Raw genomic sequence first — 22,675 nt, 5'->3', positions numbered from 1 at the left:
TATTGAAAGGTATTAATGACAATGAGCGAATACAGCTTATTTACTTCTGAATCGGTTTCCGAGGGTCACCCGGATAAGATCGCCGACCAGATCTCTGATGCAGTTCTGGACGCCATCATCGCTGAAGACAAATACGCCCGCGTTGCCTGTGAAACCATGGTAAAAACGGGTGTAGCAGTGGTTTCCGGCGAAATCTCTACTTCCGCGTGGGTCGATCTGGAAGATCTGGTTCGTAAGGTGATCTGCGACATCGGCTACACCTCTTCTGATGTGGGTTACGACGGGGATACCTGTGGTGTGATCAACATCATCGGTAAACAGTCTATCGATATCGCTCAGGGCGTTGACCGCTCCAAGCCTGAAGATCAGGGTGCCGGCGACCAGGGTCTGATGTTCGGTTACGCATCCAACGAAACCGATGTTCTGATGCCTGCGCCTATCACCTACTCTCACCGTCTGGTTGAGCGTCAGGCTGAAGCACGTAAATCCGGCCTGCTGCCATGGCTGCGCCCGGATGCAAAATCACAGCTGACCTTCCGTTATGAAAACGGCAAGCCGGTTGCTGTAGATGCACTGGTACTGTCCACCCAGCACAACCCGGACGTCTCTCAGGCAGATCTGCGTGAAGCGGTGATGGAGCTGATCGTTAAGCACGTCATTCCGGCGGAGTGGATCACCAAAGACACTCAGTTCCACATCAACCCGACCGGCAACTTCGTGATCGGTGGGCCTGTCGGCGACTGTGGTCTGACCGGTCGTAAGATCATCGTAGACACCTACGGCGGCATGGCTCGTCACGGTGGTGGCGCGTTCTCCGGTAAGGATCCGTCCAAAGTAGACCGTTCCGCAGCATACGCAGGTCGTTACGTGGCGAAAAACATCGTTGCGGCAGGCCTTGCTGACCGTTGCGAGATTCAGGTTTCTTACGCGATTGGTGTCGCTCAGCCGACCTCGGTATCGATCAACACCTTCGGTACCGGCAAAATCTCCGATGAAAAAATTATCCAGCTGGTTGGCGAGCACTTCGATCTGCGTCCTTACGCGATCACCAAAATGCTCGACCTGCTGCACCCGATGTACCAGCCAACTGCGGCCTACGGTCACTTCGGTCGCAACCCGTTTGAGATGGAGTACAAGGGTGAAACCTTTACTGCGTTCACCTGGGAGCGTACTGATAAAGCTGACGAACTGCGCGCTGCAGCCGGCCTCTAAGCCGTTTCCGCAACGCCAGATTCAATTAAAAAGCACCTTCGGGTGCTTTTTAATTGCCTACAAGAAATCATATGACAATAATGTGTCTGTTTTTTCCGGGCCTTGGACATAATGCAGCTGAGTAATTTTAGTATCCGCAGCAAACTGATCGGACTGGTGATGATTCTCGCGCTGGGCATTATCGTCGCCTCCGGTCTGGCGTTCTGCTTCTCCTATCAGGACACCCTGAACGGTAAGAAGGAGCAGATCCGCAGTGTTATTCAGGCATCGGCTAATCAGATCAGCGCTCTGCGCAATCAGCAACAATCCGGACAGATCTCCCAACACGAATATCAGCAACGCCTGCGCGATCTTATCTACACCGTCGGCTATGGCGAAGAGGGTTACCTCTACCTGATTGAAAACAATCAACTGCTTCTGCACCCCAGACTCCCGCAACTGGAAGGTCAGGCGATCAGCGAGCTTCCTGAGCAAATGCGCCCCAACCTGATTCTCAGCGGGCTGGATGAACTGTTTCGCCGCTCTGCCGGGCAGCACTTCTGGAATATTTACTGGCCCCGCCCTGAGGGTGGCCGCTCGATCGAAAAGCTTACCTATATGCAGCAGATTCAGGGCAGCGATCTGGTACTGGGCACCGGCATCTATCTGGATGATCTGTATCCGATCTATCTGCAACGTGCCCTGAGCTATCTTGGGCTGACCCTGTTTATCCTGATCAGCGCTCTGATCAGCGCCATTCTGATTGCGAGAAATATTGTCCGCCCGGTTAAGGCCCTCTCCGAACAGATGGGACAACTGGCCCACGGCGACATCGATCAGGAGATCCGTTTTACCCACCACCGCGACGAGATCGGCAAGATCGCACGCGCGATGGACCACTTCCGCGACCATCTGCTGGAAAACAAGCGGCTGCGCTACGTTCAGGAACATGTGCAGTTTCTGGAAAACTTCGACCCGGTCACACGCTTGTATAACCGCCATGCGATTGGCGAGGCACTGGAGCGGGAGATTATCCGTAACTTTGATACACAGGAGAAAGTTTACTTCCTGTTTATCCGCCTCGATCTGCTGCGCAACCTGACCATCGAACTGGGTGACGAGCAACGTGACGAGATTCTGGTCGAAACCGCCAATCGACTGCGCCTGCTGCTTTCCGTCAATCACCGGCTGGCGCGTCTTTCTGAGGGCAGCTTCGGTCTGATTCTGATCAACAAGCCGGATGACCTGAAACTGGAACAACTGGCCCAGAGCATTCTGGAAACCATGCAGCAACCGATCAAGCTGGGTAACCTGCAGATTCAGATCGGCGCGCGCATCGGTGTCACCAGTTTCCCGGAAGATGGAGACCAGCAATTCGAGCTCATCGGCCGGGCCGAAATCGCGGCCAAAGCAGCCCGCAAACGGGAACAGAACTGGCTTTGCTATAACCAGATTCGCGATCAGGAAGCCCACCAGCGCCTCGAACTCTGGCAGGACCTCTCCACCGCGCTGGAACAGGATCAGTTTCATCTGGTGTTCCAGCCCCTGTTTGATCTGAACCACAACACACCGCTGAGCGCTGAAACACTGTTGCGCTGGAACCACCCGAGGCTTGGCCCCATATCGCCGGCGGTCTTTGTTCCTCTTGCTGAGCAGAGCGGTCTGATCTCCAGCCTCGACTACTGGGTACTGAGCGCGGTGGCAAGGCAATGCCGTCACTGGATCAACAAACAGCTCTGCTTCCCGAGGATTGCCGTCAACCTCTCCGGCATCAGCTTCCTGCGCAGCGATTTTGAGCAGCGGCTGACCGAAATTTTCCGCCGTTATCAGGTGCCCTTATGGCATCTGGAGCTGGAACTGACCGAAGGTGTCCTGATCGAAGACCTGACCCATATTCAGGAGAAACTGAAACGGGTCAGAGCCACTGGCGTGAGCATCTCCATCGATGATTTCGGTACCGGCTACTCCTCCCTCAGCCGAATCAAAAATCTGCCGGTGGATCACATTAAAATCGACCGATCCTTTGTCGAAGACCTCGACAGCAACCCACAGGATCTGAAAATTGTGCAGGCCATTATCCTCATGGCTCACGGCCTGCAACTCAAAGTGGTCGCCGAGGGTGTTGAGACCGAGCAGCAACTCTCTATACTGCGCGAAGCACAATGCGATATTGTTCAGGGTTTCCTGCTCAGCAAACCACTGGCTGTCGAGCAGTTTGAATCCCTGATAGATGAAGACCTGATTATTGAAGGTGCCTGAAGCCGACCATGAGAATTCCGCGCTTTTACGAAGACCAGCCACTGCAGGCGGGCACAGAGATTGAACTGAGTGATGCGGTGGTACAGCACGTCAGCCGCGCGCTGCGGATGCAGAGCGGGGATCTGCTGACCCTGTTCAATGGTGACGGCTGTGAATACCGTGCCCGCCTCAGCCGTGTTGAAAAACGCAACGCCTATGCCCATATAGAAGAACAGGTTACCCGCAGCAGTGAAAGCCCGTTGCGGGTGTCTATCGGCCAGACGCTGTCCCGTGGCGAACGTATGGATTACGCGGTACAGAAAAGTACCGAGATGGGCGTTGCAGCCATCACCCCGCTGTTCAGCGAGCGCTGCGAGGTTAAACTACCGAAAGAGCGTCAGCCGAAACGGGTCAGCCACTGGCAGCAGATCGCCATCAGTGCCTGTGAACAGAGTGGCCGCCAGATCCCGCCTCTGATCCATACGCCGGAAACGCTTGAAACCTGGCTACAGGCACAGGATGCGGAACTTAAACTGGTATTACATCATCATAGTGAACAGCCTCTGGCGCAGATGGATGCCCCCACCTCGGTGGCACTGCTGATTGGCCCGGAAGGCGGGCTCAGCGAAGCCGAAGTAGAACTGGCAATCAGTCACGGTTTCAGGCCCCTGACACTGGGGCCTCGGGTAATGCGAACAGAAACAGCCCCGGTTGCTGCGTTGAGCATTCTCAACTACCTCTGGGGCGATCTGGGCGGATAAAAAACGGGCTGATTCAGACCCGGTAGTCGCAGTATTAACAGAACAGGAAGCAGCAATGGCAATTAAACTTGGCATCGTGATGGACCCGATCGATCACATCAGTTTCAAAAAGGACAGTTCGCTGGCCATGCTATGGGCTGCGCAGCAGAAAGGCTGGGAGCTGTGGTACATGGAACAGCACCACCTGTTCTCACTCAACGGTAAGGCTCAGGCCAGCATGGCACCGCTACAGGTTGCCATGGACCCGGACAACTGGTTCCGGCGCGATGAATACCAGACCCGCGATCTGGCGGATCTGGATGTGATCCTGATGCGCAAAGACCCACCGTTTGATAACGAATTTATCTACACCACCTACCTGCTGGAACAGGCAGAGATGGAAGGCACCCTGATCGTTAACAAACCGCAGAGCCTGCGCGATTACAACGAGAAGCTGTTTGCCACTCACTTCCCCCAGTGCTGCCCGCCGGTACTGGTCAGCCGTGATGAACAGCAGTTGCGTAAGTTCCATCGCGAGCAGGGCGACGTGATTTTCAAACCGCTGGACGGTATGGGCGGCTCCCAGATCTACCGTATAAAAGAAGACGGACTGAATCTGGGCGTGATTATCGAAACCCTGACCAACCATGGCCAGCAGACGATTATGGCGCAGAAGTTTATTCCGGAGATCGTGGACGGCGACAAACGCATTCTGCTGGTCGATGGCGAACCGGTGCCTTACGGTCTGGCACGTATTCCGACCAACGGCGAGACCCGGGGCAACCTCGCTGCCGGAGGTCGTGGCGAAGGTCGTGAACTGACTGAACGCGACTACTGGATCTGCGAACAGATCGCTCCCACCCTGAAGGAAAAGGGATTATTGTTTGTAGGACTGGACGTAATCGGCGATTATCTCACTGAGATCAATGTCACCAGCCCGACCTGTATCCGCGAACTGAACGATCAGTACGGGCTGGATATCGGCATGCAACTGATGGATGCCATCGAGTCCCGCCTGACGGCTCGCTGAGCATCGACCAAAGGAAAGCGCTGCGCGTGAATACCGCTGTATCCTCCACTGCTACCGCCACCGAAAGGTTTGGCTTTACGCTGTTTTTCGCGACCGCGCTGCATGCGGTCGCGATCATTGGTATCAGCTTTACAACGGAAACTAAAGTCCCGCCACAACGCACCATTGAAGTGACTCTGGCCCAGTTTCAGGAGGAAAAAGCGCCGGAGAAAGCCGATTTCATCGCCCAGTCGAACCAACAGGGCAGCGGCCGCAGCGAAGAGAAACTGCTGCCTTCAACCCCGCAGAAAGCCTCGATTCAGGACAGCAAGATCAATCACACCGCGCCCGCTCAGCCGCTGGCCAATGCGCCGGTACAGCAAGCCCAGCCGGCACCGGCTACCGCCAAGCAGGACGCGCCGGAAAAAGCGCCTGTAAGCCAGCCGAAAAAGCGCCCCGAGAAAAAAGTTGTTACCAGCACCAAAGCCAAACAGCATCAGGCTGCCGACCAGACTCAGCAACGTAAAACCAGCCAGCGTAAGCCACAGGAAACGGCCGGCGCAACCTCACTGCTGGCACGCAGTCTGAAGATGGCCAGCCTGCAGGCCGAGCTGGACGCGCACCGGGAGATGGAAGCCAAACGCCCCCGCGTCAAACGACTCACCTCCGCCTCCACGCAGAAGCGTGAAGATGCCCAATACCTCAACAACTGGCGCAAAAAAATCGAAAAAGTCGGCAACCTGAATTACCCGGAAGAAGCACGCCGCAACAAACTCTACGGCAGCCTGCGGTTGCTGGTTGCAATCGAACCGGACGGCTCGGTACGCAGTGTTGAGATTCTGGAATCCTCCGGCCAGCCGGTACTGGATGATGCTGCCATTCGCATCGTCCGCCTCGCCGCACCGTTCCAGCCGTTCCCGCTCGAGATGAGAAAAAGTACGGACATTCTGGAGATTATTCGTACCTGGAAGTTTGAGAAAAAAGCCCGGGTATACTAATCCTTTATGTAGTGCTCCAAAAAGAGATCAATACTATGAGCTCCCCGTGCTACAGCCTGCGTAATCAGTTCCTCATCTCGATGCCTCACCTCAACGACCAGAACTTCTCCCAGACGGTCACCTACATCTGCGACCACAGCGAGTACGGCGCTATGGGGCTGGTGGTCAACCGGCCGGTAGGTATCACCCTTGCAGAATTGTGCGACCATCTCGAAATCCCCTGCCCCTCTATCGCCAACCAGCAGCAGGAGATATACAGCGGCGGCCCTGTGCGCAGCGACCGGGGCTATGTGCTTCACCGCTCCGGCCATCCGGAGGAGTGGCCCGGCAGTCACTGTGTCGCGGATGACATCTACCTGAGCACCTCCATCGATGCGATTGAAGCCGCAGCCGAGGGCCGTTTTAACCATGATTATCTGGTTGCACTGGGCTGTGCGGGCTGGAGCCCGGGGCAGTTAGAACAGGAGATCAGCGACAATGTCTGGTTAAGCTGCCCGGCAAATTCGGATATACTATTCGGCATTCCGGCTGGGGATCGTTTACAGGCAGCCGCATCCATTCTGGGCGTAAACCTCGATCTGCTGACCGCCCACCCAGGACACGCCTGAAGTCGCCTCTGATCAGGCAGATTTGCCGCACAGGCATAAGGATCCGGCAACACATGAGCAACAGCATTGAGCAGGTACTGGCCTTCGATTTCGGTACCACACGCATCGGCGTGGCAGCAGGCCAGTCGGTGACGGCCAGCGCATCGCCTCTGCCACCGGTCAGAGCCCGGGACGGCATCCCGGACTGGGAGCAGCTCGACGCCATGATTAACGAGTGGCAACCCCACGCGCTGGTCATCGGCATTCCGTTGAACATGGACGGTACGCTTCAGGATCTGTCACACCGCGCGCGTAAATTTGCCAACCGTCTGCATGAGCGCTACAAAACCCCCTGTTTTTTAATGGATGAACGCCTCTCCACTGTCGCCGCCAAGGAGATTCACTTTGCCGCGGGCGGCAGTAACAATTTTAAGAAAGAGTCGGTAGACGGGATTGCTGCCCAACTGATTCTGGAAAGCTGGTTCAACTGCGACATCCGCATTCCGAGCCATACCCGTTTGGAGGATGCCTATGACATCAAACGCACTTAATGCCACCGCCCTGCTGGGCAAGATGGAGCAAGAACTCAGCGCCCTGCTCTCCCAGGGCACGCGCCCGGACCCGATGATGATCGGCATCCACACCGGCGGTGTCTGGCTGGCTCAGCGCCTGCACAAAGCCCTGAAGCTGGAGAGTCCGCTCGGCGTGCTGGATATCTCCTTTCACCGCGACGATTTTGACCAGAGCGGCCTTAACCCCCGGGTGCAGCCCTCGCAGCTTCCCTGCACCACGGAAGGACGGCATATCATTCTGGTCGATGATGTCATCATGAGTGGCCGCACCATTCGCGCCGCCATGAACGAGCTGTTTGATTATGGCCGCCCGGCCTCGGTCACTCTGGTGACCCTGCTTGACCTGCAGCAACGCGAGTTGCCGATTCAGGCGGATATTATTGGCGGCACTCTGGCGATCGACCCTGACCAGATTGTAAAACTGACCGGCCCGGAACCTCTGGCCCTGGAAATTCGTAACCGTTCCGCAGACTGAGTTTAAAATCATGTTTGAACCCACCGACCCGAATCAGATTCAACTGACCCCTGAGGGTGAGCTGAAGCACTTTATCACCACGGAAGGTCTCTCCCGTGAGCTGCTGACCGAGATTCTGGATACCGCTGATTCCTTTGTGGATATGAGCGCCAAGCAGGTTAAGAAAGTCCCGCTGCTGCGGGGTAAAACTGTGGTAAACCTGTTTTTTGAAGCCAGCACCCGGACTCTGTCCACTTTTGAACTGGCCGCCAAGCGCTTGTCCGCCGACGTGCTCAACCTGAACATCAGCACCTCGTCGACCTCCAAAGGCGAAACCCTGAAAGACACCCTGATGACCCTGCACGCGATGCACTCTGACATGTTTGTGGTACGTCATTCCAGCAGCGGTGCAGCGCACTTTATTGCCGAACATGTCACACCAGATGTCGCGGTCATCAACGCCGGTGACGGCCGTCATGCACACCCGACACAGGCCATGCTGGATATGCTGACTATCCGTCAGGCGAAAGGCGAATTTGCGCCGCTGACTGTGGCGATTGTCGGTGACATCCTGCACTCCCGTGTGGCCCGCTCACAGATCCACGCACTGCGCACACTGGGCGTTAAAGAGATTCGCGTTATCGCACCTAACACCCTGCTGCCCCGCCATATCGAGACCCTCGGCGTTAAGGTATACACCGATATGCTGCAGGGCATTCGCGACGTCGATGTTGTGATGATGCTGCGCCTGCAGAAGGAGCGTATGAACAGCGCCCTGCTGCCAAGCGAGAGCGAATTCTATAAACTCTACGGCCTGACTATGGATAAACTGGCGCTGGCTAAACCGGACGCGGTGGTGATGCACCCGGGTCCGATCAACCGCGGCGTGGAGATCGCCTCCTCTGTGGCTGATGGTGATCGCTCACTGATTCTGGATCAGGTCACCAACGGTATCGCCGTGCGAATGGCCGTGATGTCCATGGCCATGAGCGGCCAGACCAAAACCCGTGCGAATCTAATCCAGGCTGGAGAGTCATAACGATGAACATGCTTATTCAGGGTGGTCGCGTTATCGACCCGGCCAATCAGATTGATCAGGTCACCGACCTTTACATTGTCGATGGCAAAGTCGCCGCACTGGGTTCTGCCCCGGAAGGCGTTGAAGCCGGACAAACGATTGATGCTACCGGTCAGGTTGTCTGCCCGGGCTTTATCGACCTCAGCGCCCACGCCCGTGAACCCGGCCCTTCGCAGAAAGGCTCCATCAAAACCGAAGCAGCTGCGGCCGTAGCCGGCGGTGTAACCACCATGATCACCCCGCCTACCACCAGTCCGGTTGTGGATACCTCCGCAGTCGCCGAACTGATCCGGGATCGCTGTGAAGAAGCCGGCAAGATGCGCATTCTGCCGATGGGAGCACTGACCAAAGGCCTCGAAGGGGAGCAACTCGCCCCGATGGCTGCACTCGCCTCTTCCGGTTGCATCGCGTTCAGCAACAGTCGCCTGCCGATTGCCAACTCGCTGATTCTGATGCGTTGTCTGGAATACGCGGCAACCCATGATCTGCTGGTGGTGTTTCAGGCTCAGGATGAATCTCTGGCCCGTGGCGGCTGCATGCACGATGACAGCACCTGCACCCGACTCGGTCTGAACGGTATTCCGGAGTCCGCTGAAACAATTGAAGTCGCCCGCTGCCTGCTGCTGACTGAGCAGACCGGCGTTCGCGCCCACTTTGGTCAGCTCTCCTGTGAACGCTCCGTGCGCATGATCCACGAAGCCCGTGAACGCGGCCTGCCGGTCACCGCCGACGTTGCGATTCACAACCTGCTACTGACCGACGAGTGCGTGACCGGTTTCAACAACGATTTCCACGTATTGCCCCCCCTGCGCAGCCAGCTAGACCGTGCCGGCCTGATTCAGGGTGTACTCAGCGGTACGATTCAGGCGATCTGTTCCGATCATCAGCCACACGAGCGTGCGGCCAAAGAAGCACCGTTCGCAGATACCGAACCGGGCATGATCGGCCTCGAAACCCTGCTGCCTCTGTCACTGCTGCTGGTTGAGCAGAACATTCTGGAACTGCCGCAACTGGTAGAAAAACTGACTTCCGCGCCGGCAGAGATCATGCGTCTGGAAGGCGGTAAACTGAGTCCGGGCAGCGCCGCTGACATTACGATCTTTGATCCGGCCATGGCGTGGGAACTGACACCCGAAAGCTGCCATTCCCGGGGCAAAAACACTCCGTTTATGAACTACCCGCTGAAGGGCCGTGTCACTCACACCCTGTTCAACGGCGAACTGGTTTATCAACTGGAAGGCGGTAACGCTTAAAGCGTTTGGTTATGCTCAGAAAGCAAAAAGCCCCGGACTTCGAGCCGGGGCTTTTTAATTGTACAGTACGCAGTAGCTGACTTATTTCAGGCCAAGGATATCCTGCATATCAAATAAGCCCTTGTCCTTATCACCCAGCCACTTGCTGGCACGTACAGCGCCTTTGGCAAACGTCAGACGGTTACTCGCTTTATGAGTGATCTCAATGCGCTCACCCTCAGTGCCGAACAGTACGGTGTGATCTCCCACTACATCACCGGCCCGGATGGTTTCGAAACCGATCTCACCACGCGGACGAGCGCCAGTCTGACCTTCACGGCCATAAACTGCACATTCGTTCAGATCGCGTCCCAGTGCGTCGGCCACCACTTCACCCATGCGCAGCGCCGTACCGGAAGGTGAATCCACCTTATGCCGATGGTGCGCTTCAATCACTTCGATATCGTAGTCATCGTTACCCAGCGCTTTTGCTGCGATCTCCAGCAGTTTGAAACAGAGGTTTACACCTACGCTCATGTTCGGTGCAAAAACCACCGCAATGCTTTCAGCAGCCTTTTCCAGCACCTGCTTCTGAGCATCCGTCAGACCCGTGGTACCAATGACTACCTTCTTGCCGTGCGTGGTGCAGAAACGTACGTTTTCCAGCGTCACTTCAGGTGCCGTGAAGTCGATCAGCACATCAAAGTCTGCCACGGCTTCATGCAGAGAGCCGACAATGGTGACACCCAGCTTACCAACACCCGCCACTTCACCGGCATCAGCACCGATCAGGGAACTATCCGGTTCGACAATCGCAGCGCCCAGCTCAACGCCTTCGGCCATCTGGATCGCTTCAATATTTGCCTTACCCATACGACCAGCCGCGCCGGTCACTGCCACTTTAATCATGCTACCTTCCGTTTATTTTTTCTTATCGTGCAGAACGTTCTGATCCATATCCAGCGCGGGTTTATCACACTGCGGATGACCCACAGCACGCGCCGGCACACCTACCACCGTGGTGTGCGCAGGAACACTGTCCAGAACCACACTGCCGCCACCGACCTTAGCGCCGGCACCGATCTCAATATTACCGAAAATTTTCGCACCGGCGGCAATCATAACCCCTTCGCGAATCTTAGGATGACGATCGCCACACTCTTTACCGGTACCACCCAGGGTAACGGACTGAAGAATAGACACATCATTTTCGATCACGCTGGTTTCGCCAACGACAATACCGGTCGCATGGTCGAACATAACCCCATGACCAATCCGCGCTGCAGGATGGATATCCACCTGCAGTACACTGCTGACACGGCTCTGAATATACAGCGCCATGCTACGGCGACCCTTGTTCCACATGTAGTGCGCCACGCGATAGGCCTGAATGGCATGAAAACCTTTCAGATAGAGGAGCACGGTGGCGTATTTATCGATTGCCGGGTCACGGGTGCGTACTGCAGCAATATCAGCGCAGACCGCCTGCAGGATCTCAGGTGCATCGCGGAACACCTCTTCAATCACCAGACGAAAGGTCACCGCCGGCACCGCATCATCATGCAGTTTACGACTTAACAGATAGGCTAATGCGGAGCAGAGGCTCTGATGTCCAATAATGTTGGCGTGATAAAAACCCGCCAGCACCGGCTCTTCAATCACTTCCCGCTCAGCTTCCGCTGTAATCTCTTCCCAAAGCCAGGTTGGGCATTCTGGATTCTGGCTCATGCCATCTCCGTTTCTTATAAAGCATTAAGGGGCTGTGTCCGCAGCCCCTTAGTTTCAGGTCATATCTTCAAAGAACTTCTTCACAGAATCGAAAAAGCCATGCTTTTTCGGACTGTGCTTGTGGTTACTCTGATCCATCTCATCCTGGAACTCACGCAGCAGTTCTTTCTGCCGGTTGCTGAGTTTCACCGGAGTTTCGAGCACCACCTTCACCAGCAGATCGCCGGTGGCACCGCCGCGTACCGGAGAGATCCCCTTGCCACGCAGGCGGAACATCTTACCGGTCTGGGTCTCCGCCGGAACTTTCAGTTTAACCCGACCATCCAGCGTCGGCACTTCCAGTTCACCACCGAGTGCTGCATCAACAAAGCTGATCGGCACTTCGCAGTACAGATGCTTGCCATCACGCTCAAAGATCGGGTGATCCTTGACGTGTACCTGCACATAGAGATCACCGGCCGGCCCGCCGTGGCTGCCCGCTTCACCCTCACCCGCCAGACGAATCCGGTCACCGGTATCCACGCCGGCAGGGATTTTGACGTTCAGGGTTTTGGTTTTCTCTTTACGGCCATGACCGTGGCAATCGGTACACGGATCGCTGATTACTTTACCTTCGCCATGACAGGTTGGACAGGTCTGCTGCACAGAGAAGAATCCCTGCTGCATTCGCACCTGACCCTGACCGCCACAGGTTCCACAGATTTTTGCACTGGTACCCGGCTTGGCACCGGAACCATCACAGGTCTCACAGGCAACCAGCGTCGGGACTTTGATGCTGCGCTCTACACCACGGACCGCTTCTTCCAGCGTCATTTCCATGTTGTAACGCAGGTCAGCACCGCGCTGCACGGAACTACGGCCGCCACGGCCACCACCGCCACCGAAGATATCGCCGAACACATCACCGAAGATATCTGAGAAGTTTCCTTCGAAACCGCCACCATGACCGCCACGCATGTTCGGGTCGACCCCGGCATGACCATACTGATCATAGGCTGCTTTTTTCTGCGCATCAGACAGGACTTCGTAGGCTTCATTCACCTCTTTGAACTTGTCTTCGGATTCCTTATCGTCCGGATTACGGTCCGGATGATATTTCATCGCCATACGGCGGAAAGCTTTTTTGATATCGCGATCGGATGAGTCGCGGGACACACCCAATACTTCGTAATAATCTCGTTTCGACATAGTCAGTCACAACAGTTGCACGGCTTAGTGCCGGATATGACAACGCGGGCATAAAGCCCGCGGTGCCGAGTTATTGTACCTCCCGCCAACATTGCAGCGGGAGGCCTACGCAATTAACAGGTTTGTTAAGGCGACTTATTTTTTGTCGTCTTTAACTTCTTCAAACTCTGCGTCAACTGCGTCGTCGTTACCGCCAGCCTGCTGTTCAGCACCGCCTGCAGCCTGCTCGGCTTCCGCCTGCTGTGCTGCTTCAGCGTACATCTTCTGAGCAACGCCGGAGATCGCTTCGGTCAGCGCTGTAGTTTTCGCTTCGATTGCCTCTTTGTCGTCACCCTTAAGGGCTTCTTCCAGTTCAGCAATCGCTGCTTCTACTGCAGCTTTCTCTTCATCAGTCGCCTTGTCACCCGCTTCTTCGATTGTCTTCTTCGCAGAGTGAACCATTGCATCACCCTGGTTACGGGCAGTGGTCAGCTCTTCGAATTTCTTATCTTCTTCTGCGTGAGACTCAGCATCGCGAACCATCTGGTCGATCTCGTCATCGCTCAGACCGGAGGACGCCTTGATCACGATAGACTGCTGTTTACCCGTTGCCTTATCCTGAGCGGATACGTTCAGGATACCGTTGGCATCCAGGTCGAAGGTTACTTCGATCTGTGGAACACCACGCGGTGCTGGCGGGATGTCAGCCAGATCGAAACGGCCCAGAGATTTATTCTGTGCAGCCTGCTTACGCTCACCCTGTACAACGTGGATTGTTACCGCGCCCTGATTGTCATCTGCTGTCGAGAAGATCTGCGATTTCTTGGTAGGAATCGTAGTGTTCTTATCGATCAGCGGCGTTGCAACACCACCCATGGTTTCGATACCCAGTGTCAGAGGCGTTACGTCCAGCAGCAGAACGTCTTTAACGTCACCGGCCAGTACCGCACCCTGAATCGCAGCACCCATGGCTACCGCTTCATCCGGGTTAACGTCTTTACGTGCTTCTTTACCGAAGAACTCTGCCACTTTTTTCTGTACCAGTGGCATACGGGTCTGACCACCCACCAGAATCACTTCGTCGATCTCAGACGCGCTCAGATCAGAATCCTGCAGAGCAATCTTACAAGGCTCCAGAGAGCGGATAACCAGTTCTTCAACCAGAGATTCCAGTTTCGCACGGGTGATCTTAACGTTCAGGTGCTTAGGACCGGTCGCATCTGCAGTAATGTACGGCAGGTTAACATCCGTCTGCTGCGCAGAAGACAGTTCAACCTTCGCTTTCTCAGCCGCTTCTTTCAGACGCTGCAGAGCCAGCGGATCGTTGTGCAGATCGATACCAGACTCTTTCTTGAACTCGTCTGCCAGATATTCGATCAGACGCAGGTCGAAGTCTTCACCACCGAGGAAAGTATCACCGTTGGTAGACAGTACTTCGAACTGGTGCTCACCATCGACTTCAGCGATCTCAATGATAGAGATATCGAAGGTACCACCACCCAGGTCGTAAACCGCGATGGTTTTATCACCTTTGGACTTGTCCATACCGTAAGCCAGTGCCGCAGCGGTTGGCTCGTTGATGATACGTTTAACTTCCAGACCCGCAATCTTACCGGCATCTTTAGTTGCCTGACGCTGCGCATCGTTGAAGTAAGCCGGTACGGTTACAACCGCTTCAGTCACCGCTTCACCCAGGTAATCTTCTGCAGTTTTCTTCATCTTCTTCAGAACTTCTGCGGAGATCTGAGGCGCAGCCATTTTCTGGCCTTTTACCTCAACCCAGGCATCACCGTTGTCTGCCTCGATAATTTTGTACGGCACCATTTTGATATCTTTCTGAACCACATCGTCTTTGAAACGACGACCGATCAGACGCTTGATCGCAAACAGTGTGTTGTTAGGGTTAGTTACCGCCTGACGCTTGGCAGGCTGACCTACCAGAATCTCGTCGTCATCCGTGTACGCGATAATTGAAGGGGTAGTACGATCACCCTCTGCGTTTTCAATTACCTTCGCGCTGTCACCGTCCAGAATGGAAACACAAGAGTTGGTGGTTCCCAGGTCAATACCGATGATTTTACCCATTTGTATCTGCTCCACTTGCTAGCTGCCCGGTTAGGACGGGCAGTCATTGAATCTCGTTTGACTGTTTTTCAGTCAGCTTGAAACCTATATAAGTACGATTTGTACGGTTTCAAGGCTGTCTGTTAAAAATTATTAACCTTTAGCGACAATCACCATCGCCGGACGAACCAGACGACCATGCAGGGTGTAACCTTTCTGCATGACTTCGATAACGGTGTTAGCCGGGGTATCAGGCACCTCGATCATAGACATCGCCTGATGCAGTGCCGGATCGAAAGTTTCACCTTTCGGGTTCACCTGCTCCATCTGAAACTTGGCCAAGCCGGAGAGGAACATATTCATGGTCATCTCCACCCCTTCACGCATCGGCTGCAGAGTTTCATCGTCGCCAAACACTTCCAGCGCACGTTCCAGGCTGTCAACAATCGGCAGCATTTCGTTGGCAAATTTTTCCACACCAAATTTATGCGCTTTCTCAACATCCTGCTCGGCACGACGGCGCACATTCTGCGCTTCGGCCTGAATCCGCAGCATCTGATCTTTGAGCGCTTCTATTTCTGCGGTGGCAGCAGCCAGGTCCTGAGCCAACTGTTCTGCATCATCCACCTGCTCAACCTGATCTGCGGATTCTTCTGCATTCACGTCTGCGGCCTGCTGCTCTTCTGCGGCCTGCTCTACAGGTTCTGCGGTCTGCTGTTCAGCCGGTTTCAGTTCTTCGTTCGCCATTGTTAATCTCCAGCCAGCCTGATGCCGGCAATAACGCGTCTGAATTAGGGAAAAAATTTGTTGCCGATTTATATGGGGACAAAGCTCAACCTTTCAACACTCTTTAGCGGATTTTTTTATCCTTCCGGCAGATAAAGTTTGCATCCACCGAAAATATGGCTTATACAGAAACCACTGTATAAAAACACATGTATTTGACTATGCTCATTCAGCTCACTATCCGAGATTTTGCAATCGTAGAAAGCCTGGATCTGGAACTCAGCCAGGGCATGACCGTCGTCAGCGGTGAAACCGGTGCCGGAAAGTCAATTATGCTGGACGCTCTGGGTTTAGCCCTCGGCGATCGCGCTGAAAGCGGTGCCGTCAGACACGGCGCCGACAAAGCCGACATCAGCGCCAATTTCTGCCTGGAACAAATCCCCGAAGCCAGCCGCTGGTTGATCGATAACGATCTTGATAACGATGGCGAATGCATACTGCGCCGGGTCATCACCAAAGAGGGCCGCTCACGTTGCTACATCAACGGCAGGCCTGCACCCGCTGCAATGGTCAAATCTCTGGGTGAATATCTGGCAGCCATTCACGGTCAGCATGAGCACCAGCGACTACTGAAAAAAGAGTATCACCGCACTCTGCTCGATGAGTTTGCTGGTCAGAGCCCGCTGGCTGAGCAGGTTCGCCATAGCTATGAACAGTGGCACCAACTCTCCAGCGAGCTGAAACGCCTGTCGGAACAGAGCGCCGAACAGACCGCCCGGGTACAGTTACTCAGTTATCAGGTTGAGGAACTGCAACAACTGGCGCTGCAGGAGGGCGAGATTGAGCAACTGGAAGCAGAACAAAAAACACTGGCCAATGCCGGTGAGATTATCAATACCGGCCATCAACTGATCAGCCTTGCCAGTGAAAGCGACGATAACAACTGCGTTCAGGTACTCCATCAGTGCCTCCACCTGCTGACGAATATGCAGTCAGAATCACCCTCTGTACGCCAGGCTATCGAGATGTTTAACTCCGCCCTGATTCAGGTGGAAGAGGCCAGCAGCGAGATTCGCCACTATCTGGATCGGGTTGAGATTAATCCGGAGCGTCAGAGCGAAGTCGAAGAGCGCCTCTCCGGCATCTTTGAAATCGCCCGCAAGCACCGGATTCACCCGAATGAGCTGCTGCAGTTCCAGCAGAATCTGGAACAGGAACTGGCAGGGTTAAACCGATCTGACGCAGAACTCGAACAGATGGCCGAGGAGGCCGAGGCCGCACGACTGGCGTTCCTCAATAAGGCAGAAAAACTCAGCAAAAAACGCCGTCAGGCCGCCAGCCAGCTAAGTAAGCAGGTTGACCAGCAGTTGCATAGTCTGGGCATGCCGTCTGCAGAGATCTCTGTCGCCCTCACTCCGCTGCATAAACCCGCAGCTCAGGGGCTGGAAGACGTGGAGTTCCTGATTATTACCAACAAGGGCCAACCGGCCAAACCACTGGCAAAAATTGCTTCCGGGGGCGAACTGTCGCGTATCAGCCTAGCAATTCAGGTCATTACCGCTCAGACCTCGACCACCCCAACGCTGATTTTCGACGAGGTTGATGTGGGGATCGGTGGCGCCATCGCAGAGGTAGTTGGCCGCCTGTTAAGGCAACTAGGGGAACGCGCCCAGATTCTCTGCGTGACCCACCAGCCGCAGGTCGCCTCTCAGGGTCATCAACATCTGTTTGTCAGTAAACGCAGCGACAAAACCCAGACTCACACACGGATTAATCAGCTGGATAATGAAAGCCGGGTTCAGGAAGTAGCAAGAATGCTGGGGGGGATCGATATCACCGAACGTTCCGTTGAGCACGCCCGGGAGATGCTGGGGCAAGCCTGAAGACGGACATTCTGAAGGGTTATTGCAGTAACGAAAAGGCCAGCTTATCGCTGGCCTTTTCGTTGTCACTGATTCAGTTAAAGATCACTTCTCTTCAGCGTCTTTATGCACACCGTAGAGATAGATCGTGCGATCCGTCACGGTGAAGCCCATAGATTCCGCAATCTCATTCAGCAAGGCATTCAGGCGAGGGTCGTTAAACTCTTTAACGATACCGCTCTTTACACAGACAATGTGATCGTGCTCTTCATCACGCGCCAGTTCGAAAACAGAGTGACCGCCCTCAAAATGGTGACGGGTCACCAGACCGGCTGCTTCAAACTGGGTCAGAACACGGTAAACGGTCGCCAGACCTACGTCCTCACCTTTTTCCATCAGCAACTTGTAAATATCTTCAGCACTGAAATGGTCGCCTTCGCCAGCCTGCTCCAGTATCTGATAAATTTTTACACGCGGCAGGGTAACTTTCAGTCCTGCTTTACGAAGTTCCTGATTTTCGAGTGACATAATAATTCTCTATGCTTTGGATATATACTGACGGCACAGTATGCTAAGCGCTTGTTCAAATGCGCACGAAACTTTATTATCCGCATTTACGCACAATAGTGGAAGCAAAAATCAGATGCAAAAACTTCTTATTGCTGCAGTTTTAACTGTTGCTCTGACAGGCTGCTCCGGTTTCCCCGGTGTTTATAAAATCGACCTGCCGCAGGGCAACGTCGTCACCCAGGAGATGGTTGATCAGCTACGTCCCGGCATGACCCAGAATCAGGTTCGTTTCGTCATGGGTTCACCGCTGGTCACTGACACCTTCCACGAAGGTCGCTGGGATTACATCTACAGCATGAAAAGTGGTTCTGACGACAGCTACACCCGTGAACGCATTTCGCTCTACTTCACCGATGGTAAGCTGAGCGGCCTGAACGGCGACTTCCGCCCGGGCGGCGGCTCCGAAGGCTAAACCTCACGCATCGCGCGCAGCTTCAGCTTCCTTTTTCGCTTTCATTTTAGCTGCGCGTTTCGCCCGCGCCTCTTTCGGATCGGCGATCAGAGGCCGGTAGATCTCTACCCGCTGCCCCTCTTTCAGCACCGTTGTTTTCGGATCTTTAATCGCCTTGGCAAATATCCCCATCGGATCATTTTCCGGATCGATCTGTGGGAACATCTCAGCGATACCCGATTTAATAACCGCCTCATAGGCAGTGCACTCTTCCGCCACGTTCAGCGAGATAATCTTCTGCTCGGTGGGTAGAGCATAAGCCACTTCAACAATCATCTTCAGCTCTTAATCGTAGATTTGATCGGCACGGGTCACAAACGCATCCACCAGAGTCGTTGCGACCTGATTGAATACCTTGCTCATCGCCAGAGAGGCAAGCTTACCAGAAAATTCGAAATGCAGATTCAGACTGACCTTACAGGCCTCTTCACTCAGGGCTTTGAAATCCCAGACACCACTGAGCGAGGAAAACGGCCCCTCTTCCAGTTCCAGAGTCATCTGCAGTGGCCGGTTTAACTGATTTCGGGTGGTGAAACTGTATTTCAACCCGCCTTTGGCAAGATAGAGCGTGGCGACTAGCTCAGTTTCACTGCGGCTGATCACCTCGGTTCGACTGCACCAGGGCAAAAACTCAGGGTAGCGCTCCACATCATCAATAAGATCAAACATCTGCTCTGCGGTGTGCAAGACCAATGCACTGCGGTTTACCTGAGTCATGCCGTTGGAACTGTCCTTACTTCAGTTTCTCAATCAGATTGAGAACAAAAATAGCTGCTACCGCAACCGGTGAAATATAACGCAGGGCAATATACCACGCATTGAACAGCAGCGGTGAGGAGATTGCCAACTCATCTTCAGACATCTTCCGGGTTACAAACCAGCCGGTGAAGATAGCGATAAACAATCCGCCCAGAGGCAGCATGATATTCGCGGTCATGAAATCGAGGAAATCGAAGGTATTGAAGCCCAGCAGGGTAAAGTCAGACATAAAGTTGAATGACCCCAGCGCAGCAACACCCAGCCCCCAGACCAGCAGGCCTAATGCAATACACGCCGGCACACGGTGCCAGCCAAACTTTTCCACCAGCCAAGCAGCTGCCGGCTCAATCAGCGAGATAGCCGAAGTCCAGGCCGCAATACCCACCAGCAGGAAGAAGACAAACCCAAAGACCTGACCACCCGGCATCTGACCAAAGGCGACCGGCAAGGTGACAAACATCAGCCCCGGGCCAGCCCCCGGATCCATACCGTTAGTAAATACGATCGGGAAAATTACCAGACCGGCAATCAACGCCACCAATGTATCCATCACAGCGATTGTAATAACGGCACCGCCGATGGAGGTTTTCTTCGGCATGTAGGAGCCATAAGCCATGATCGCCCCCATACCCAGTGACAGGGTAAAGAATGCATGACCCAGCGCTACCAGCACCGCGTTCCAGCTCAGTTCAGAAAAATCAAAATGAAACAGGAAATTCCAGCCCGCAGCAAAACCCTCGGTCTGCATGGAGTAACCCAGCATCACCAGCAAAAGCACAAACAGGGCAGGCATGAGGAATTTAACCGCATTCTCCAGACCCTTGTTTACACCCCCGGCAATAACCAGCATCACCATCACAACAAAGACACTATGCCAGATCAGCAGGGTCTGTTCATCGGCAAGCAGTGCATCGAAAGCCGCACCGGCATCGCTGCTGCCGATCGCAATAAAGTCACCTACGCCCATACCCGCGATGTAGTACAACACCCAACCGGCTACAACGGAGTAGAAGGAGAAGATCATGAAGCCGGCAAGGACACCCATCCAGCCAACCAGCGACCATTTCCCAGAATGATTCGCCTCGATCGCCACATCACGCATCGCGTTGATCGGACTCTGCCGACCGCGGCGACCTACCAGCACTTCCGCCATCATGATCGGCACGCCGACCAGCAGAATACAGAACAGGTAAACCAGAACGAACGCACCGCCGCCATTCTCACCTGTGATATAAGGGAACTTCCAGATGTTACCCAGCCCAACGGCGGAACCCGTGGCCGCCAAAATAAAGATCCAGCGTGATGCCCAGGCACCATGAATTGACTTCTTTTCCTGCATGAACTGCTTCTCTCTAGAATCACTTAAGCGAAAAGCCGGCGATTCTTTCATTTTTTAAGACCTAAGTACACCGAATGCTGCCTGTTTTTTGCACAGATAATTTATTCCCGAAAATTTCAGAAAAATTACCTGACATTCCGGCCAAAGCCAGTCGTTTTACCCACAAATTTTATCCTGCTTCTCCTGCCACAGCGGCGACCACACCCCACTATAAACTGCTGCATTCTCTGCTTTTATTACTGAGGGCGGCACTATATAATCGCCCGCCATGGCCAAAAAGAAGAAAGCCCCGTCGGGCAACACCATCTGTCAGAACAAAAAAGCACGTCACGAATATCTGATTGAAGATAAATTCGAGGCGGGCCTCGCGCTGACCGGATGGGAGGTCAAAAGTCTGCGTGAAGGTCGCGCCCAGTTGGTTGACTCCTATGTGATTATTCACAACGGTGAAGCCTGGCTGGTTGGCGCCCACTTTACGCCGCTGAAAACGGCCTGCACCCATGTGGTTGCCGACCCCACCCGAGACCGCAAACTACTGCTGCATCGGCGTGAGATCGAGAAAATCATCGGTGCCACTCAGGCCAAAGGCTACACCTGCGTCGCCCTTTCCCTCTACTGGAAGCAAAGTCACGTTAAATGTGAAATTGCTCTGGCAAAAGGTAAGAAGATGCATGACAAACGTGCAGCCGATAAAGACCGCGACTGGGCACGCCAGAAACAACGCGTGATGGCGGCGAAATAAACTTTCTTCTTATCTTTGTGTCATAAGGCTATAATAGCCGAAATCTGGGGATGACTTGGCTTCGACGCCGATTGCAAAACCTTAGGTGCATGTCGAGATCGTAGTGAATCTCGTAAATACATCGCTACACTAGTTATAGTTGCTAACGACGATAACTACGCTCTAGCTGCTTAAGTCAGCTTGTGCCGCTCCTTCAGGTGTCTGTAACTAGAGGATCTGCGGTATCATCCGAGACAGAATCGCCCGGAAGCCTTGTCTCAGGCTGAACGGTTAAAACCTTTAGAGGCTCGCCCATAGCACCCTGGCTCTCGGGTCGCGACGGGTTAACTCAATAGAGTAGCCTAAACATGTAGATCCTTGGGCGGAGGATTGGCGGACGCGGGTTCGAAACCCGCCATCTCCACCAAATTTTAAAAAGCCCCGCAGGCGCTGTCTGCGGGGCTTTTTTACGCCTTTCTGCCAGCAATACGCTACACTCATGCGTAAATAATTCTTAAATTTAAATACCATGCTGAAACGATTTAAACACCCCGTATTCATAACATTACTGATTTTCGCCTTCCCCAGCCTCAGTCTCGCTGACGCTATCGGCAATGTGGTGCTGGCCACAGGAAAGCCTCTGTTAGAACGTGGTGAACAGCAATTGATGCTGAAGCGTAACGATGCGCTTTATCAGGGTGACATGCTGATCACGCCTGCCGGTAGTCGCGTATTAATCAGGCTCATGGATAAAACCACTATTACTCTTGCGCAGCAGAGTCAGTTCCAGCTTTCTCGGTACACATATGATGAAAACAGCTCTGATGTACGTTTTAAAATGCTTAAAGGTGCTTTTCGCACGTTAACCGGCGCCATCGGCAAGCAGGCCCAACCCCGGTTTGAGATCGAAACACCCGTCGCCACTATCGGCGTCAGAGGGACTGAGTTTATTGGCGGCTTTCTTTTCTCGGATGATCTGGACGTGACTATGCTCAGCGGAAAAGGCGTTTATGTCGAGAATGAACAGGGCCGGGTTGAGCTGACTCAGGCTAATGAGGGCACCACGGTTAAGTCCGGTACCGCTCCGGCAACTGTGAAGCGATGGGGTGAAACCAAGCTGGCCCGGGCCAAAGCGGCCACCGAACTTCAGCCTGAAAGTCCTGCGGGAATCGAGCAGTAGTCGGATACC

23 protein-coding genes and 1 other RNA gene are annotated in these 22,675 nt (G+C 54.2%); 15 read left to right on the top strand and 9 right to left on the bottom strand.

The features are described from left to right. Positions 1 to 21: 21 nt before the first annotated feature. The 10 genes from metK (at position 22) to QUD59_RS09500 (ending at position 10,120) form a co-directional block, all read left to right on the top strand. The gene (gene metK / locus QUD59_RS09545; protein WP_286236693.1) at positions 22 to 1,212 is read left to right on the top strand and encodes a methionine adenosyltransferase; all 1,191 of its coding nucleotides are present in this window, start codon (positions 22 to 24) and stop codon (positions 1,210 to 1,212) included. Between the two features lie 111 nt (positions 1,213 to 1,323). Continuing rightward, positions 1,324 to 3,450, top strand: a complete 2,127-nt coding sequence (locus tag QUD59_RS09540; RefSeq protein WP_286236692.1) for an EAL domain-containing protein — start codon at positions 1,324 to 1,326, stop codon at positions 3,448 to 3,450. An 8-nt stretch (positions 3,451 to 3,458) separates the two neighbouring features. Further along, positions 3,459 to 4,190: a 16S rRNA (uracil(1498)-N(3))-methyltransferase gene (locus tag QUD59_RS09535; protein ID WP_286236691.1), complete on the top strand. Its 732-nt coding sequence runs from the start codon at positions 3,459 to 3,461 to the stop codon at positions 4,188 to 4,190. 55 nt (positions 4,191 to 4,245) lie between these two features. Then, a complete protein-coding gene (gene gshB / locus QUD59_RS09530) occupies positions 4,246 to 5,199 on the top strand; it encodes a glutathione synthase (RefSeq protein WP_286236690.1) in 954 nt (317 codons plus the stop codon). Positions 5,200 to 5,225: 26 nt separating this feature from the next. Then, positions 5,226 to 6,176, top strand: coding sequence for an energy transducer TonB (locus tag QUD59_RS09525; RefSeq protein WP_286236689.1), 951 nt, complete (start codon positions 5,226 to 5,228; stop codon positions 6,174 to 6,176). 35 nt (positions 6,177 to 6,211) lie between these two features. Then, complete coding sequence (locus tag QUD59_RS09520; protein ID WP_286236688.1) at positions 6,212 to 6,784, top strand: YqgE/AlgH family protein; 573 nt, start codon at positions 6,212 to 6,214, stop codon at positions 6,782 to 6,784. A 53-nt stretch (positions 6,785 to 6,837) separates the two neighbouring features. After that, positions 6,838 to 7,314 carry a Holliday junction resolvase RuvX gene (ruvX, locus tag QUD59_RS09515; protein ID WP_286236687.1) on the top strand — a complete coding sequence of 159 codons (477 nt, stop codon included), beginning with the start codon at positions 6,838 to 6,840 and terminating at the stop codon, positions 7,312 to 7,314. Further along, positions 7,295 to 7,810: a bifunctional pyr operon transcriptional regulator/uracil phosphoribosyltransferase PyrR gene (pyrR, locus tag QUD59_RS09510; RefSeq protein ID WP_286236685.1), complete on the top strand. Its 516-nt coding sequence runs from the start codon at positions 7,295 to 7,297 to the stop codon at positions 7,808 to 7,810. Before ruvX ends, pyrR begins: the two co-directional genes overlap by 20 nt. A gap of 10 nt (positions 7,811 to 7,820) precedes the next feature. Beyond that, complete coding sequence (locus tag QUD59_RS09505; protein WP_286236684.1) at positions 7,821 to 8,828, top strand: aspartate carbamoyltransferase catalytic subunit; 1,008 nt, start codon at positions 7,821 to 7,823, stop codon at positions 8,826 to 8,828. Between the two features lie 2 nt (positions 8,829 to 8,830). After that, positions 8,831 to 10,120 carry a dihydroorotase gene (locus tag QUD59_RS09500; protein WP_286236683.1) on the top strand — a complete coding sequence of 430 codons (1,290 nt, stop codon included), beginning with the start codon at positions 8,831 to 8,833 and terminating at the stop codon, positions 10,118 to 10,120. A gap of 81 nt (positions 10,121 to 10,201) precedes the next feature. Here QUD59_RS09500 and dapB read toward each other — a convergent pair whose 3' ends face one another. From dapB to grpE, 5 genes are all read right to left on the bottom strand, one after another. Next, complete coding sequence (dapB, locus tag QUD59_RS09495; protein WP_286236681.1) at positions 10,202 to 11,008, bottom strand: 4-hydroxy-tetrahydrodipicolinate reductase; 807 nt, start codon at positions 11,006 to 11,008, stop codon at positions 10,202 to 10,204. A 12-nt stretch (positions 11,009 to 11,020) separates the two neighbouring features. Then, a complete protein-coding gene (gene cysE / locus QUD59_RS09490) occupies positions 11,021 to 11,827 on the bottom strand; it encodes a serine O-acetyltransferase (protein ID WP_286236680.1) in 807 nt (268 codons plus the stop codon). Positions 11,828 to 11,881: 54 nt separating this feature from the next. Next, positions 11,882 to 13,015 (bottom strand): molecular chaperone DnaJ, encoded by a 1,134-nt coding sequence (gene dnaJ, locus QUD59_RS09485; RefSeq protein WP_286236679.1) that lies wholly within the window; start codon positions 13,013 to 13,015, stop codon positions 11,882 to 11,884. Positions 13,016 to 13,150: 135 nt separating this feature from the next. Then, positions 13,151 to 15,079, bottom strand: a complete 1,929-nt coding sequence (gene dnaK / locus QUD59_RS09480; protein WP_286236677.1) for a molecular chaperone DnaK — start codon at positions 15,077 to 15,079, stop codon at positions 13,151 to 13,153. A gap of 132 nt (positions 15,080 to 15,211) precedes the next feature. Next, positions 15,212 to 15,805, bottom strand: coding sequence for a nucleotide exchange factor GrpE (gene grpE, locus QUD59_RS09475; RefSeq protein ID WP_286236676.1), 594 nt, complete (start codon positions 15,803 to 15,805; stop codon positions 15,212 to 15,214). A 200-nt stretch (positions 15,806 to 16,005) separates the two neighbouring features. Between grpE and recN the strand changes: the two genes are divergently transcribed. Then, the gene (gene recN, locus QUD59_RS09470) at positions 16,006 to 17,667 is read left to right on the top strand and encodes a DNA repair protein RecN (protein ID WP_286236675.1); all 1,662 of its coding nucleotides are present in this window, start codon (positions 16,006 to 16,008) and stop codon (positions 17,665 to 17,667) included. An 84-nt stretch (positions 17,668 to 17,751) separates the two neighbouring features. Here the strand turns inward: recN and fur are convergent, their stop codons facing one another. Next, on the bottom strand, positions 17,752 to 18,174 hold the full coding sequence (gene fur, locus QUD59_RS09465) for a ferric iron uptake transcriptional regulator (protein ID WP_286236674.1): 423 nt from the start codon (positions 18,172 to 18,174) through the stop codon (positions 17,752 to 17,754). Between the two features lie 115 nt (positions 18,175 to 18,289). Here fur and QUD59_RS09460 point away from each other — a divergent pair, with 115 nt between their 5' ends. Next, on the top strand, positions 18,290 to 18,628 hold the full coding sequence (locus QUD59_RS09460; RefSeq protein ID WP_286236673.1) for an outer membrane protein assembly factor BamE: 339 nt from the start codon (positions 18,290 to 18,292) through the stop codon (positions 18,626 to 18,628). 3 nt (positions 18,629 to 18,631) lie between these two features. On the opposite strand, the gene QUD59_RS09455 is transcribed toward QUD59_RS09460, so the two are convergent. The 3 genes from QUD59_RS09455 to QUD59_RS09445 are packed head-to-tail and all read right to left on the bottom strand — an operon-like array spanning position 18,632 to position 20,765. Beyond that, the gene (locus tag QUD59_RS09455; RefSeq protein ID WP_286236671.1) at positions 18,632 to 18,943 is read right to left on the bottom strand and encodes an RnfH family protein; all 312 of its coding nucleotides are present in this window, start codon (positions 18,941 to 18,943) and stop codon (positions 18,632 to 18,634) included. A 9-nt stretch (positions 18,944 to 18,952) separates the two neighbouring features. Beyond that, the gene (locus tag QUD59_RS09450; protein WP_286236670.1) at positions 18,953 to 19,384 is read right to left on the bottom strand and encodes a type II toxin-antitoxin system RatA family toxin; all 432 of its coding nucleotides are present in this window, start codon (positions 19,382 to 19,384) and stop codon (positions 18,953 to 18,955) included. A gap of 16 nt (positions 19,385 to 19,400) precedes the next feature. Continuing rightward, positions 19,401 to 20,765 (bottom strand): sodium-dependent transporter, encoded by a 1,365-nt coding sequence (locus tag QUD59_RS09445; RefSeq protein WP_286236668.1) that lies wholly within the window; start codon positions 20,763 to 20,765, stop codon positions 19,401 to 19,403. Positions 20,766 to 21,033: 268 nt separating this feature from the next. On the opposite strand from QUD59_RS09445, the gene smpB reads away from it, so the two are divergent. The 3 genes from smpB (at position 21,034) to QUD59_RS09430 (ending at position 22,666) form a co-directional block, all read left to right on the top strand. After that, positions 21,034 to 21,507 carry an SsrA-binding protein SmpB gene (smpB, locus tag QUD59_RS09440; RefSeq protein WP_286236665.1) on the top strand — a complete coding sequence of 158 codons (474 nt, stop codon included), beginning with the start codon at positions 21,034 to 21,036 and terminating at the stop codon, positions 21,505 to 21,507. Between the two features lie 46 nt (positions 21,508 to 21,553). Then, positions 21,554 to 21,913: a transfer-messenger RNA gene (ssrA, locus tag QUD59_RS09435) on the top strand. 102 nt (positions 21,914 to 22,015) lie between these two features. Further along, positions 22,016 to 22,666 (top strand): FecR family protein, encoded by a 651-nt coding sequence (locus tag QUD59_RS09430; protein WP_286236664.1) that lies wholly within the window; start codon positions 22,016 to 22,018, stop codon positions 22,664 to 22,666. The last annotated feature ends 9 nt before the right edge of the window (positions 22,667 to 22,675 follow it).

Origin of the sequence: Neptuniibacter halophilus (assembly GCF_030295765.1) — a bacterium.
Classification (GTDB): Bacteria; Pseudomonadota; Gammaproteobacteria; order Pseudomonadales; family Balneatricaceae; genus Neptuniibacter; species Neptuniibacter halophilus.
This window is presented reverse-complemented; position numbering and strand designations above follow the sequence as displayed.

What these genes read in the sequence shown, in the direction of transcription:
- metK (WP_286236693.1), top strand. Translation starts at nt 22, where the DNA reads ATGAGCGAATACAGCTTATTTACTTCTGAATCGGTTTCCGAGGGTCAC.
- QUD59_RS09540 (WP_286236692.1), top strand. Translation starts at nt 1,324, where the DNA reads ATGCAGCTGAGTAATTTTAGTATCCGCAGCAAACTGATCGGACTGGTG.
- QUD59_RS09535 (WP_286236691.1), top strand. Translation starts at nt 3,459, where the DNA reads ATGAGAATTCCGCGCTTTTACGAAGACCAGCCACTGCAGGCGGGCACA.
- gshB (WP_286236690.1), top strand. Translation starts at nt 4,246, where the DNA reads ATGGCAATTAAACTTGGCATCGTGATGGACCCGATCGATCACATCAGT.
- QUD59_RS09520 (WP_286236688.1), top strand. Translation starts at nt 6,212, where the DNA reads ATGAGCTCCCCGTGCTACAGCCTGCGTAATCAGTTCCTCATCTCGATG.
- ruvX (WP_286236687.1), top strand. Translation starts at nt 6,838, where the DNA reads ATGAGCAACAGCATTGAGCAGGTACTGGCCTTCGATTTCGGTACCACA.
- pyrR (WP_286236685.1), top strand. Translation starts at nt 7,295, where the DNA reads ATGACATCAAACGCACTTAATGCCACCGCCCTGCTGGGCAAGATGGAG.
- QUD59_RS09505 (WP_286236684.1), top strand. Translation starts at nt 7,821, where the DNA reads ATGTTTGAACCCACCGACCCGAATCAGATTCAACTGACCCCTGAGGGT.
- QUD59_RS09500 (WP_286236683.1), top strand. Translation starts at nt 8,831, where the DNA reads ATGAACATGCTTATTCAGGGTGGTCGCGTTATCGACCCGGCCAATCAG.
- dapB (WP_286236681.1), bottom strand. Translation starts at nt 11,008, where the DNA reads ATGATTAAAGTGGCAGTGACCGGCGCGGCTGGTCGTATGGGTAAGGCA.
- cysE (WP_286236680.1), bottom strand. Translation starts at nt 11,827, where the DNA reads ATGAGCCAGAATCCAGAATGCCCAACCTGGCTTTGGGAAGAGATTACA.
- dnaJ (WP_286236679.1), bottom strand. Translation starts at nt 13,015, where the DNA reads ATGTCGAAACGAGATTATTACGAAGTATTGGGTGTGTCCCGCGACTCA.
- dnaK (WP_286236677.1), bottom strand. Translation starts at nt 15,079, where the DNA reads ATGGGTAAAATCATCGGTATTGACCTGGGAACCACCAACTCTTGTGTT.
- grpE (WP_286236676.1), bottom strand. Translation starts at nt 15,805, where the DNA reads ATGGCGAACGAAGAACTGAAACCGGCTGAACAGCAGACCGCAGAACCT.
- recN (WP_286236675.1), top strand. Translation starts at nt 16,006, where the DNA reads ATGCTCATTCAGCTCACTATCCGAGATTTTGCAATCGTAGAAAGCCTG.
- fur (WP_286236674.1), bottom strand. Translation starts at nt 18,174, where the DNA reads ATGTCACTCGAAAATCAGGAACTTCGTAAAGCAGGACTGAAAGTTACC.
- QUD59_RS09460 (WP_286236673.1), top strand. Translation starts at nt 18,290, where the DNA reads ATGCAAAAACTTCTTATTGCTGCAGTTTTAACTGTTGCTCTGACAGGC.
- QUD59_RS09455 (WP_286236671.1), bottom strand. Translation starts at nt 18,943, where the DNA reads ATGATTGTTGAAGTGGCTTATGCTCTACCCACCGAGCAGAAGATTATC.
- QUD59_RS09450 (WP_286236670.1), bottom strand. Translation starts at nt 19,384, where the DNA reads ATGACTCAGGTAAACCGCAGTGCATTGGTCTTGCACACCGCAGAGCAG.
- QUD59_RS09445 (WP_286236668.1), bottom strand. Translation starts at nt 20,765, where the DNA reads ATGCAGGAAAAGAAGTCAATTCATGGTGCCTGGGCATCACGCTGGATC.
- smpB (WP_286236665.1), top strand. Translation starts at nt 21,034, where the DNA reads ATGGCCAAAAAGAAGAAAGCCCCGTCGGGCAACACCATCTGTCAGAAC.
- QUD59_RS09430 (WP_286236664.1), top strand. Translation starts at nt 22,016, where the DNA reads ATGCTGAAACGATTTAAACACCCCGTATTCATAACATTACTGATTTTC.